Raw genomic sequence first — 12642 nt, 5'->3', positions numbered from 1 at the left:
CGCCGGTATGCGCGGGGAAGCGGAGGTGAACGGAGGGGGAACGAGTGAGGGGGCCCTCGGGCCCGCGCTCTGCGGTTATATAGTTGACGCATATAAACAACCGACTTCCCACGTACTCGCGCGCACTCTGACAAGGACTCCCGTGGCCCGCACCGGCATCTTCACCAAAGACCACCCGCACTACCGCTGGGTGGCGCTCTCCAACACCACGCTCGGCATGCTCATGGCGACGATCAACTCGTCGATCGTCATCATCTCGCTGCCCGCCATCTTCACCGGCGTGAAGCTCAACCCGCTCGAGCCGGGCAACGTCTCCTACCTGCTCTGGATGCTGATGGGCTACATGCTCGTCACGGCCGTCCTCGTCGTCATGTTCGGGCGGATGGGCGACCAGTTCGGGCGCGTCCGCATCTACAACCTCGGCTTCGTGATCTTCACGCTCGCCGCCGTCGCGCTCTGCCTCGACCCGTTCAGCGGGGGACCGGGCGCGATGTGGCTGATCGTCTGGCGGTTCGTGCAGGGCATCGGCGGTGCGATGCTGTTCGCCAACTCGACCGCGATCCTCACCGACGCGTTCCCCGCCAACAAGCGTGGTTTCGCCCTCGGCCTCAACCAGGTCGCGGCAATCGCCGGAAGCTTCATCGGCCTCATCCTCGGCGGCGTGCTCGCCGAGATCGACTGGCGCGCCGTGTTCTTCGTCTCCGTTCCCTTCGGAGTGATCGGCACCATCTGGTCCATCAAGTCGCTGCACGAGGTCGGCCAGAAGAACCCCGGGCGCATCGACTGGCTGGGCAACGCGACGTTCGGCATCGGACTGATCGCCCTGCTCACCGGCATCACCTACGGCATCCAGCCCTACGGCGGCTCCAGCCAGGGATGGGGCAACCCGTGGGTGCTCGGATCGATCATCGGCGGCATCCTGCTGCTCGCGCTGTTCGTCGTCGTCGAGCTGAAGGTGCCGGCGCCGATGTTCGACATGCGGCTGTTCCGCATCCGCGCGTTCTCCTCCGGCATCTTCTCCGGCTTCCTCGCCGCGATCGGCCGCGGCGGGCTGCAGTTCATGCTCATCATCTGGCTGCAGGGGATCTGGCTGCCGCTGCACGGGTACAGCTACGAGTCCACCCCGCTGTGGGCCGGCATCTACATGCTGCCGATCACCATCGGCTTCCTCGTCGCCGGACCGATCTCGGGCGCCCTCTCCGACCGGTTCGGATCGCGGGCGTTCGCCACCGTCGGGCTGCTCCTGGTCGCGGCGACGTTCGTGGGCCTCCTGCTGATCCCGGTGAACTTCGACTACTGGCAGTTCGCCCTGCTGACCGGCCTCAACGGCATCGGCTCCGGCCTGTTCTCGTCGCCCAACCGAACGGCGATCATGAACAGCGTCCCGGCGAACGAGCGCGGTGCCGCATCGGGGATGGCCGGGGTCGCCCTCAACGCCGGCAGCTCGCTCTCGATCGGCATCTTCTTCTCGCTGATGATCGCCGGGCTGTCGGTCGCGCTGCCGTCGGCGCTGACCAACGGGCTGACATCGCACGGGGTCCCCGCGAATATCGCGGCGCAGGTGGGCAACACCCCGCCCGTCGGCAGCCTGTTCGCCGCCTTCCTCGGCTACAACCCCATCCAGAGCCTGCTCGGGCCGACCGGAATCCTCACCGCGCCGCACGTCGACGGGGCCACGCTGACCGGCAAGGAGTTCTTCCCGCAGCTGATCTCCGGGCCCTTCCACGACGGCCTCGTGGTCGTCTTCATCGCGGCGGCCGTCATGAGCGTCATCGGCGCCGTCGCCTCCTTCCTGGGCGGAGCCAAGTATGTTCATGAGGAGGCCGTCGCACCCGAGCGGCAGGCCACCGAGGAAGGCGAGGAAGTCGGTGCCCACCGCGCATGAAGCTGACGAGCGACCGTCGGCCGGAGGAGACGACGACGTCTCCGGCCGACTCGCCCTGGCCGTCGGGCGGCTGAACCGCCGCATCCGCTCGTCCACCGGCGGGCTCAGCCACGGCCAGCTCTCCGCCCTGTCGACCATCGTCCGCACCGGGCCGCTGCGCCCGAGCGAGCTCGCGGCCATCGAGGTGGCGGCGGCGCCGACGATCACGCGCATCGTCGCCGAGCTCGAGGCGCGCGGCCTGGTGGAGCGGACGCCGGACCCGCAGGACCGCCGCTCGCTGTTCGTCTCCGGCACGGACGCGGGCACCGCGCTGCTGCTGGAGGCGCGGTCGGACCGCGCCCGCGCCGTCGCCGGCATCCTCGCCGAGCTGACCCCGGAGCAGGTGGATGCCGTCCGCTCCGCTCTCCCCGCGCTGGAGCAGGCCGCCCAGGTCGCCCCGCCCGCCTCCTGACCCGCCGGGTTCCGACATCAGGTCGCAACTCGACCCGGATACCGGCAATGACTCACGACTCGTCGCCTGCGGGCGCGGGCGCGACGGGGTCAGGTGAGGGAGAGGAGCGCGGCGGCGACGACGGCGAGCACGAGGCCGACCCATTGGACGGGTGCGACCCGCTCGCGCAGCACGACGGCGGCCAGCAGGATGGTCCCGGCCGGATAGAGCGCGACGAGCACGGACATCGTGGTCAGGTCGCCGAGTCGCAGGCCGAGCAGGATGAGGACGTTGGCGGACGCGTCGAGGGCGCCGCCCGCCACGGCGATGCCGGTGCCGCGCGGTTCGAGCCGGGCGGGCGCATCCCCGTCTCGCCGGGCGGGCCGCCGCCCCCGGAGCACCAGGACGCCGACGAGCGTCCACATCACCGCCCCGTTGACCGCACGGTTGGCGATCAGCGGGACGACCCCCGAGTCCTCCGGCGTCTGGTCGAGCAGGATGAGGAACACGCCGATCATCGCGCCCGCCCCGACCGCCATCAGCAGGGCGCGCGCGGAGGGCCGCACGGCGCCCTTCTCGGGGACGAACCCGACCAGCACCACCGCGACCAGCGCCATCCCGAGCGCCAGGTAGCCGACGGCGCCGAACCGGTCGCCGCCGATGAGGCCCCACGCCATCGGCACGACGGCGGACACCAGGGCGGTCAGCGGCGACAGGATGCTCATGGGCCCGATGGCCAGGCACGCGTACAGCAGGCCGACGGCGACCGACCCGGCCAAACCGGACAGCGCGCCCCAGCCGAGGGCGGCGGCCGACCATGCGCCGCCGGCGAACGGCAGGGCGAGCAGCAGGAGGAGCAGGCCGCTGACGGCGCCGACGGCGGTGGTGCGCACCGGGCCGATGCGTCGTGCCGCCACGCCGCCGAGGAAGTCGGCGGACCCGTAGACGACGGCGCTCAGCAGCCCGAGGACTGCGGCCGGCATCAGCTCCCGGCCAGCCGGTACGTGTGCAGGACGGCTCCGGACTCGAAGCGCCGCAGCTCGGTCAGCTCGAACGTCCACTTCTCGCGGTCGTCGGGGAAGATCCGGATGCCGCCGCCCACCATCACCGGGTAGACCAGCAGCCGCAGCTCGTCGACGAGGCCCCACACGAGCAGGGAGCGGACGAGGGATGCGCTGCCGGCGACGAGCAGAGGACCGCCGTCGCCGTCCTTCAGCGACTGGACGGAGCTCCGCACGGGCGGCTCGAGGGCGGTCGCGTTCCAGCCCAGCTCCGCCGGCCGGGACGTCGCGACGGCCTTGGGCATGGCGTTCATCTTGTCGGCGAACTCGCCGTCGCGCGGGGGCCAGGCCTCCGCGAACTGCTCGTACGTGCGTCGGCCGAGCAGCAGCGACTCGGCCTCGAGCACCTCCTGCAGCTTGAAGGCGCGGAGGTCGTCGGAGCTGAACGGGATCGTCCATCCCGAATGCCGGTGGGTGGGTTCGCCGCCGGGAGCCTCGACGACTCCGTCGAGCGTCATGAACTCGGTCACGATGAGCCGCCGCATGTCCGCGATGGTACCCGAGGCCGGCCTGTGGATGCGGAAGTTCTCCACAGTTCCGCCGAGCCCGGCGGATCGTCGGCGGCCCCGGATACGATCGAGGGATGAGCTTCACCGACGGCTGGATCCCCGACGACAGGGATGCCCCTCCCCTCGACGAGGAGCCGCCGATGCCCGACTTCGGCGACCCGTACGCGGGCGTGCCGTCGTCGGGGGAGGCCGATGCTCCGGGCGCCGGTGGGGGTGCCGCGGTGCGGACGGCCCCGGTCGTGCGCGCGACGCCCGCGCGGTTCGCCTCGGCGGCCGAGGCGCTGCGCACGGTGTTCGGGTACGAGGAGTTCCGCGGGCAGCAGCAGGCGATCATCGAGCGCGTCGCGGCCGGTGGAGACGCCGTCGTCCTGATGCCGACCGGTGGGGGCAAGAGCCTCTGCTACCAGATCCCGTCGCTCCTCCGGGAGGGGACGGGGGTGGTCGTCTCGCCGCTCATCGCCCTGATGCAAGACCAGGTCGATGCGCTGACCGCCGTCGGCGTGCGGGCCGCGTTCCTCAACTCGACGCAGGATGCGGCGGCGCGGTCGGCGGTCGAACGCGCCTATCTGTCCGGCGAGCTCGACGTGCTCTACGTCGCGCCGGAGCGGCTGTCGTCGGAGTCGACGAAGCGCTTCCTCGAGCGCGGCAGCATCGCGCTGTTCGCCATCGACGAGGCGCACTGCGTCTCCCAGTGGGGGCACGACTTCCGTCCGGACTACCTGGCGCTGTCCGAGCTCGCCGAGCGCTGGCCGGACGTCCCGCGCATCGCCCTGACGGCGACCGCGACCGAGGCGACGCACCGGGAGCTCACCTCCCGCCTGAAGCTCGAAGGCGCGGAGCATTTCGTCTCCGACTTCGACCGGCCCAACATCCAGTACCGCATCGTGCCGAAGGTCGAGCCGCGTAAGCAGCTGCTCGACTTCATCACGAGCGAGCACCCCGGCGATGCGGGCATCGTGTACGCCCTGTCGCGGGCGTCCGTCGAGAAGACGGCCGAGTTCCTGTCCTCGCACGGGCTCGCGGCTCTGCCGTATCACGCGGGTCTCGATGCGTCGCTCCGGGCGAGGACGCAGTCGCGCTTCCTGCGCGAGGAGGGCGTGATCGTCGTCGCGACGATCGCGTTCGGCATGGGCATCGACAAGCCGGATGTGCGGTTCGTCGCGCACATCGACCTGCCCAAGTCGGTCGAGGGCTACTACCAGGAGACCGGCCGTGCCGGGCGCGACGGCCTCCCGTCGACGGCATGGCTGGCGTACGGCCTGCAAGACGTGGTGCAGCAGCGCCGCATGATCGACGACTCCCCGGGCGACCTGGCGCACCGGCGGAGGATGACGCAGCACCTGGACGCGATGCTCGCCCTCTGCGAGACGGTGCAGTGCCGCCGCATCGACCTGCTCGGCTACTTCGGGCAGCCGTCCGGACCGTGCGGCAACTGCGACACCTGCCTGACGCCGCCGGAGAGCTGGGACGGCACGGTCCCGGCGCAGAAGCTGCTCTCGACGGTCGTGCGCCTCCAGCGCGAGCGCAACCAGCGGTTCGGCGCCGGGCACCTGGTCGACATCCTGCGTGGCAAGCGCACCGCACGGGTCGAGCAGTACGGCCACGACCGGCTGTCGACGTGGGCGATCGGCGACGACCTGTCCGAGAGCCAGTGGCGCGGCGTCATCCGCCAGCTGATCGCGAAGGAGCTGCTGAAGCCCGAGGGGGAGTACGGCGTGCTCACCATCACGCCCGCCAGCGCCGAGGTGCTCTCCGGCGGCCGCCCCGTGGTGCTGCGCCGCGAGCCGGACCGTCCAGAACGGGCGCCGCGCGCCTCCCGCAGCACCGCGTCCGCCGACCTCGCCGCGGCCGACCAGCCCCTCTTCGAGGCGCTGCGCAGCTGGCGGGCCGGCCAGGCCCGCGAGCAGGGTGTGCCGGCCTACATCGTGTTCGGCGACGCCACCCTCCGCGCCGTCGCCTCCGCGCGCCCGGCCTCCCTCGCCGACCTGGACGGGATCACCGGCATCGGCGCCAAGAAGCGCGAGGCCTACGGCGAGGCCCTCCTCGCCGTCGTCGCCTCCGCCTGATCGCGCCCGCGCAGTAGCCGCTCCGCGGCGGCTGGCCGCTGCGCCGCTCCGCCGCCCGGCGGAGATCCGCACCCGCGAGGCCGGGATCTCCATCCCTACCGCGGTGCGTCGGGGATTCGGGGGCCTTTCTCCGACGGAAGCCCGCGCCCGCGACCGTTGAGTTGCGACATGATGTCGCAACTCAGGCTGAGTTGCGACATCATGTCGCAACTCGGCGCGCGGCCGGCGCGCGCGGAGGCCGCGCGCCGATTCGCGGCCGCCCCTGTGCCGCCGGCGGAAGGAGGGGTACTGTCCTTCGTTCCGGGCGGTCATCAGGGAATCTTTTCCTGGCCGCCTGTGTTATGACATTGAACGATTACTGCGGCGATCTCGGAGGAGGAAGTAGTAGATGGCACGAATGATCGAAGAGCTCGAGGACGAGACCGGCGCCGTCATCAAGTACAAGCGTCACGTGAACGGCCGGGGCCTGGTCTCGCCGTCCGCGCGTGTGGCCGAGTCGGCCTACATCGAGCCGACCGCCTACGTGGAGGCCGACGCGCGCGTCGGCATGGAGGCGTACGTCGGAGCGGGCAGCTGGATCGACAAGGGCGCCACGGTGGGCGACCGCACCTTCGTGGGCGCGAACGTCCACATCGGCGCTGGCTGCATCGTCGGCAGCGGAGTGAAGATCGGCAGCGGCGCGAAGCTCGGCGAGAACGCGATGGTCGGCAACGGCGCGCGCATCGAGCGCGACACCCAGGTGACGGCCGGCGCCGTCATCGAGCTGAAGGGGTCGGCCGCCGCGCGCGCGGCGCTGACCACGCCGCTCCGGTCGCCGCGTCCGCAGCAGCGCGACCTGCGCGCCGCCCGTACGCCCCGCGCCCCGCGTCGCGCGGCCTGACCCGCGAGCTCACAGAAGACGCCGCCCCGATCGCTCGGGGCGGCGTTCTCGCGTCCGGCACGTGTTGTGCGGGGTGTCACGTCGCGCGTGGTCGGATTTGGAGGTTTCCACAATCGGGCCGAGGGGCGTCGGACTCGTCATTTGTAGGCGGCGCACCGACGTTTTCCATTGACGGACGACCGGTCGTAGCGTGACGGAATCCACGATTTTCGTTAGGAGAGGTCATGGTCGACACTGCCGAACGCGTCCCGAGCGCGACCCCCGCATCCACCTCCGCCACAGGAAAGGCGCCCGCCACGACCCCGGCCCCGGCGACCGCGCCCGCCGTCACCCCGCGCGTCGACGTCGAAGCACTCGGCCGTCAGCTGCTGGGCGACTGGGCCGAGGCCCGGCTGGCGTCCCGGGAGCTGTCGAGGCGCCCCGAGATGCAGAAGGAGGAGGGGCTCTCCGTCGCCGATCACCGCAGGCGTGTGTTCGGGCAGCTGAAGCTGCTGGTCGAGAACGGGCAGGTGCACCGTGCCTTCCCGAAGTCGCTCGGCGGCAGCGAGGACAACGGTGGCAACATCGCCGCGTTCGAGGAGCTCGTCGCAGCCGACCCGTCCCTCCAGATCAAGTCGGGCGTGCAGTGGGGCCTGTTCGGTGCGGCGGTCCTGCACCTCGGCACCGAGCCGCACCACGAGAAGTACCTGCCGGCGATCATGTCGCTGGAGGTCCCCGGCGCGTTCGCGATGACCGAGACCGGACACGGCTCCGACGTCGCCAGCATCGCCACGACGGCGACCTACGACCCGGAGACGCAGGAGTTCGTCATCGACACCCCGTTCCGCGGGGCGTGGAAGGACTACCTGGGCAACGCGGCGGTGGATGCGACGGCGGCCGTCGTGTTCGCGCAGCTGATCACCAAGAACGTGAACCACGGCGTCCACGCCTTCTACGTGCCGATCCGCGACGCGAACGGTGACTTCCTCCCGGGCATCGGCGGCGAGGACGACGGCCAGAAGGGCGGCCTCAACGGCATCGACAACGGCCGTCTGCACTTCGACGGCGTCCGCGTCCCGCGCACCGATCTGCTCAACAAGTACGGAGATGTGGCCGAGGACGGCACATACACCTCGCCCATCCAGAGCCCCGGTCGCCGCTTCTTCACCATGCTCGGCACCCTCGTGCAGGGCCGCGTCTCGCTCGACGGGTCCGCCACGATCGGCGCCAAGATCGGCCTGAAGATCGCGCTCACGTACGCCGACCAGCGCCGCCAGTTCACGGCGGGGAGCGACACGGACGAGGAGGTGCTGCTCGACTACCAGCGGCACCAGCGCCGGCTCCTCCCGCTGCTCGCCACGACGTACGCGGCGAGCTTCGCCCACGAGGTCTTCCTGCACAAGTTCGACGACGTCTTCAGCGGCACGGCCGACACGGACACCGACCGGCAGGACCTCGAGACGATGGCGGCGGCGCTCAAGCCGCTGAGCACCTGGCACGCGCTCGACACGCTGCAGGAGGCGCGCGAGGCGTGCGGCGGCTCGGGCTTCCTGACCGAGAACCGGCTCACATCGCTTCGGCAGGACCTCGACATCTGGGTCACCTTCGAGGGCGACAACAACGTCCTGCTCCAGCTCGTCGCGAAGCGCCTGCTGACCGACTACAGCCGCAAGTTCGCCAAGGCGGATGCGGGCGCGCTCGCGCGGTATGTGGTCACCCAGGCCGCGGGCAAGGCGTACCACGGCTCCGGGCTGCGCACGGTCGCCCAGACCGTCCGCGACTTCGGGTCCACCGCGCGCTCGGTGAACTGGCTCCAGGAGCCGGCCACCCAGCGGGAGCTGCTGACGGGCCGCGTCGAGACCATGATCGCCCAGATCGCCGGCCGTCTCCGCCCTGCATCCAAGCTCGGCAAGAAGGCCGCGGCGGAGCTGTTCAACTCGCAGCAGAACGAGCTCATCGAGGCCGCTCGCGCCCACGGCGAGCTGCTGCAGTGGGAGGCGTTCACGGATGCGCTGGAGCAGGCTCCCGACGCAGGCACGAAGCAGGTGCTCACCTGGCTGCGCGACCTCTTCGGCTTCGGGCTGATCGAGAAGCACCTCGCCTGGTACCTGATGAACGGACGCCTCTCGCCCCAGCGGGCGCAGGCGGTGTCGGCGTACATCGACCGCCTGCTCACGCGCATCCGCCCGCACGCCGTCGACCTGGTGGATGCGTTCGGCTACGACGACCAGCTGGTGCGCGCGAAGATCGCGTCGGGCGCCGAGGCGGAGCGCCAGGCGGAGGCCCGCGCCTACTACGCCGAGCGCCGCGCCGCGGGCACGCTCCCCACCCCCGAGAAGTCGCAGAAGAAGCGCTGACCCCTCTCCCACTCCCACGCCATCAGCTCCTGAGTTTCTCCGCCGAATCGACGCGAAAAGGCGGAAAAACTCAGGAGCTGTTGGTTTGGGACGCGAGGGAGGGGTCAGAGGAGGCCGAGGGCGCGGACGGCGTCGCGCTCGGCGACGAGCTCCGCGACGGACGCGTCGATGCGCTCGCGTGAGAACGCGTCGATCGCGAGGCCCGGCACGATCCGCCAGGCTCCGTCGACCGAGCGGACCGGGAACGACGACACCAGTCCCTCCGGCACCCCGTACGAGCCGTCGGAGACGATGGCGGCGCTGGTCCAGCGCTCTCCCGTGCCGTTCACCCAGTCGTGGATGTGGTCGATCGCCGCGCTCGCCGCCGACGCCGCCGACGACGACCCGCGCACGTCGATGATCTCGGCGCCGCGCTTGGCGACCCGCGGGATGAACTCGTCGGTCAGCCAGCGCTCGTCGACGAGATCGGTGACGGGACGGCCGTCCACTGTCGCGTGGGTGATGTCGGGGTACTGACTCGCCGAGTGGTTGCCCCAGATGACGACGCCGTCGATGGCGCGCACCGGGACATGCAGGTGGCGGGCCAGCTGCGCCACGGCGCGGTTGTGGTCGAGCCGCGTCATCGCGGTGAAGCGCTCCGCCGAAATGTCGGGCGCGTGCGCACTGGCGATGAGCGCGTTGGTGTTGGCGGGGTTGCCCACCACCAGCACGCGCACGTCGTCCGCCGCGCCGGCGTTGATCGCCTCGCCCTGCGGCCCGAAGATCGCGCCGTTGGCCTCGAGCAGGTCGCTGCGCTCCATCCCCGGTCCGCGCGGGCGCGCGCCGACGAGCAGGGCGATGTTGACGCCGTCGAAGGCGGCGCGGGCGTCGTCGGTCACGTCGATGCCGTGCAGCAGCGGGTACGCGCCGTCCTCCAGTTCGAGCGCGGTGCCCTCGGCGGCCCGCAGACCGGGCGGGATCTCGAGCAGCCGCAGGCGGACGGGGGTCTCGCGCCCGAGGAGCTGGCCGGAGGCGATGCGGAACAGCAGCGCGTAGCCGATCTGCCCGCCCGCCCCGGTGACGGTCACGTTCACGGGGGGTGTGGATGCGCTCACGCTGCCGAGCCTAGACCGCCCCCGACGCGCCCGGGACTCCCGGATCGCGGCGTACGGTGTGCGGCATGACGTTCGATCCGAATGCCGACATCAGTGGGGGCCGGGTGCGGCGCCGTGGCCGCACCGCCGGGATCGCGGCGGGAGGTGTCGGCCTCGGCGCCGTCGTCATCCTGCTCGTCTCGCAGCTGCTGGGGGTCGACCTCACCGGGCTGGTCGGCGGGGATGCGAGCGGCGGCACCCAGCAGATCGGCACGGGCGACCAGGCGGTCGACTGCACGACGGGCGCCGAGGCGAACGCGAGCGTCGACTGCCGGATGAAGGGCGCCGCCGCGTCCCTCGAGGCGTACTGGTCGAGCGCGGCGCCGCAGCTCGGCGCCACGTACTCGTCGCCCGAGTTCATTCTGTTCGACGGCCAGACCGGCACGGGATGCGGTTCGGCGACGAGCGCCGTCGGCCCGTTCTACTGCCCGCCCGACCGGACGCTGTACGTCGACACCGGCTTCTTCGACGAGCTGCGCTCGCGCTTCGGGGCGAGCGGCGGCCCGCTGGCCGAGATGTACGTCGTGGCGCACGAGTGGGGGCACCACATCCAGAACATCGGCGGCATCATGGAGCAGCACAGCGGCCGGGAGACCGGCCCGGCGTCGGACAGCGTGCGCACCGAGCTGCAGGCGGACTGCTTCGCGGGCAGCTGGGCGGGCGCCGCATCCTCCACGGACGACCCGAGCGGGCGGCCCTTCCTGGAGCCGATCACGGACGAGCAGATCGCCGACGCCCTGAGTGCGGCGGCCGCGGTGGGGGACGACCGCATCCAGCAGGCCTCCACCGGCCGGGTCGACCCAGAGGGCTGGACCCACGGGTCGGCCGAGCAGCGGCAGCGCTGGTTCACCACCGGGTTCCGGCAGGGCGCCGCGGCCTGCGACACCTTCGCGGTCCCCGCGTCGCGGCTCTGAGCCGCTAGCCTCGACCCATGCGGAGCCTGTACCCCGAGATCGAGCCGTACGACAGCGGAATGCTGGACGTCGGCGACGGCCAGCAGCTGTACTGGGAGGTCAGCGGCAATCCGGAGGGGAAGCCGGTCGTCTTCCTGCACGGCGGACCGGGCGGCGGGACGACCCCGGCGCACCGCCGGCTGTTCGATCCGGAGCGCTATCGCATCCTGCTGTTCGATCAGCGAATGTGCGGCCGCAGCCTCCCGCACGCCAGCGAGCCGGAGCCCGACCTCACCGTCAACACCACCTGGCACCTGGTGGAGGACATCGAGCGGCTCCGCGAGCACCTCGGTGTGGAGCGCTGGCAGGTGTTCGGCGGTTCGTGGGGCAGCACGCTCGCGCTCGCGTACGCCGAGACGCATCCCGAGCGGGTCACCGAGCTCGTGCTGCGCGGCATCTTCACCCTGCGGGCGCAGGAGCTGGACTGGTTCTACGAGGGCGGCGCCGCCGCGCTCTTCCCGGATCTGTGGGAGGGCTTCCTGGAGCCCGTCCCGGCGGGCGAGCGCTCGCGCCTGATGCGCGCGTACAACCGGCTGCTGTTCGACACCGACCCGGACGTGCACCTGCCCGCCGCCGTCGCCTGGTCGCGCTGGGAGTCGTCCACCATCACCCTGCTGCCGCGCCCGGAGCTCGTGGAGGCGTTCACCGAGCCGAGGCACGCCGTCGCTTTCGCGCGCATCGAGAACCACTTCTTCGTCAACGGCGGCTGGTTCGAGGAGGGCCAGCTGATCCGGGACGCGTCGAAGCTGGAGGGCATCCCCACCGTGATCGTGCAGGGCCGCTACGACGTGTGCACGCCGCCGATGACCGCGTGGGACCTGCATCGCGCACTGCCGGAGGCGGAGCTGCACCTGATTCCGGATGCCGGGCACGCCTTCGACGAGCCGGGCATCCTGGATGCGCTGATCGAGGCGACCGACCGGTTCGCCGGCTAACCGGCCAGCGCCGCGAGCGCCTTCCGCAGCTGCGTGGAGGACGTCGTCATCGTGTACGGGAAGTACACGACCTCGACGCCGACCGCGGCGAACTCGCGCTCCAGCCGCATCCCCTTCTCGGTGCCGCGCCAGTCGTCGCCCTTGAAGAACACGTCGAACCGCAGCTCACGCCAGGTGTCGAGCTTGTCGGGGACGGTCTCGGCGACGGCTTCGTCGACGTAGTCGATGCTCTGGACGATCTCGAGCCGTTCCGCGAGGGGGATGACGGGGCTGATGCCCTTGGTGAGCGCGAGCATCTCGTCGGAGACGACGCCGGCGATGAGGTAGTCGCACTGGCTCTTGGCGTGTTTCAGGATGTTCAGGTGTCCGATGTGGAACAGATCGAACGCCCCTGCGGCGTAGCCGACGCGTCGGGTCACGGGCTTCCCCCCTTGGTTTGAGATTTCCTCACCTA

The 12642-nt window shown here is 71.2% G+C and carries 11 protein-coding genes; 7 read left to right on the top strand and 4 right to left on the bottom strand.

All coding sequences use genetic code 11. The features are described 5' to 3' along the window. The first annotated feature begins 142 nt into the window (after window positions 1-142). Together BJ963_RS10960 and BJ963_RS10955 are read left to right on the top strand one after the other, a co-directional pair. Window positions 143-1885, top strand: coding sequence for an MFS transporter (locus BJ963_RS10960; RefSeq protein ID WP_089908082.1), 1743 nt, complete (start codon window positions 143-145; stop codon window positions 1883-1885). Then, complete coding sequence (locus tag BJ963_RS10955; RefSeq protein ID WP_179456571.1) at window positions 1869-2336, top strand: MarR family transcriptional regulator; 468 nt, start codon at window positions 1869-1871, stop codon at window positions 2334-2336. The genes BJ963_RS10960 and BJ963_RS10955 overlap by 17 nt, the downstream gene beginning before the upstream one ends. 89 nt (window positions 2337-2425) lie before the next feature. Here the strand turns inward: BJ963_RS10955 and BJ963_RS10950 are convergent, their stop codons facing one another. Continuing rightward, window positions 2426-3298 (bottom strand): EamA family transporter, encoded by an 873-nt coding sequence (locus BJ963_RS10950; RefSeq protein WP_179456569.1) that lies wholly within the window; start codon window positions 3296-3298, stop codon window positions 2426-2428. Continuing rightward, entirely contained in the window at window positions 3298-3861 is a 564-nt protein-coding gene (locus BJ963_RS10945; RefSeq protein ID WP_218857058.1) for a dihydrofolate reductase family protein, read from the bottom strand. Before BJ963_RS10945 ends, BJ963_RS10950 begins: the two co-directional genes overlap by 1 nt. Before the next feature lie 98 nt (window positions 3862-3959). Between BJ963_RS10945 and recQ the strand changes: the two genes are divergently transcribed. The 3 genes from recQ to BJ963_RS10930 all read left to right on the top strand — a co-directional run bounded on the left by recQ (window position 3960) and on the right by BJ963_RS10930 (window position 9167). Further along, window positions 3960-5951: a DNA helicase RecQ gene (recQ, locus tag BJ963_RS10940; protein ID WP_179456567.1), complete on the top strand. Its 1992-nt coding sequence runs from the start codon at window positions 3960-3962 to the stop codon at window positions 5949-5951. A 388-nt stretch (window positions 5952-6339) separates the two neighbouring features. Next, complete coding sequence (locus BJ963_RS10935) at window positions 6340-6831, top strand: DapH/DapD/GlmU-related protein (RefSeq protein ID WP_246298030.1); 492 nt, start codon at window positions 6340-6342, stop codon at window positions 6829-6831. 224 nt (window positions 6832-7055) lie between these two features. Then, on the top strand, window positions 7056-9167 hold the full coding sequence (locus BJ963_RS10930) for an acyl-CoA dehydrogenase family protein (RefSeq protein WP_179456565.1): 2112 nt from the start codon (window positions 7056-7058) through the stop codon (window positions 9165-9167). Between the two features lie 104 nt (window positions 9168-9271). Here BJ963_RS10930 and BJ963_RS10925 read toward each other — a convergent pair whose 3' ends face one another. Continuing rightward, the gene (locus BJ963_RS10925; RefSeq protein WP_179456563.1) at window positions 9272-10261 is read right to left on the bottom strand and encodes a malate dehydrogenase; all 990 of its coding nucleotides are present in this window, start codon (window positions 10259-10261) and stop codon (window positions 9272-9274) included. A gap of 65 nt (window positions 10262-10326) precedes the next feature. On the opposite strand from BJ963_RS10925, the gene ypfJ reads away from it, so the two are divergent. Both ypfJ and pip read left to right on the top strand, forming a co-directional pair. Further along, complete coding sequence (gene ypfJ, locus BJ963_RS10920; protein WP_179456561.1) at window positions 10327-11214, top strand: KPN_02809 family neutral zinc metallopeptidase; 888 nt, start codon at window positions 10327-10329, stop codon at window positions 11212-11214. A 17-nt stretch (window positions 11215-11231) separates the two neighbouring features. Beyond that, the gene (pip, locus tag BJ963_RS10915) at window positions 11232-12188 is read left to right on the top strand and encodes a prolyl aminopeptidase (protein ID WP_179456559.1); all 957 of its coding nucleotides are present in this window, start codon (window positions 11232-11234) and stop codon (window positions 12186-12188) included. Here pip and BJ963_RS10910 read toward each other — a convergent pair. After that, window positions 12185-12607, bottom strand: a complete 423-nt coding sequence (locus BJ963_RS10910) for an FAD synthase family protein (RefSeq protein WP_089908112.1) — start codon at window positions 12605-12607, stop codon at window positions 12185-12187. The genes pip and BJ963_RS10910 overlap by 4 nt on opposite strands. Between the last annotated feature and the right edge of the window lie 35 nt (window positions 12608-12642).

The organism is Leifsonia soli (assembly GCF_013408745.1).
Lineage (GTDB): Bacteria > Actinomycetota > Actinomycetes > Actinomycetales > Microbacteriaceae > Leifsonia > Leifsonia soli.
The sequence above is the reverse complement of the archived record's forward strand: the minus strand, read 5'-3'. Positions and strand labels throughout refer to the sequence as shown.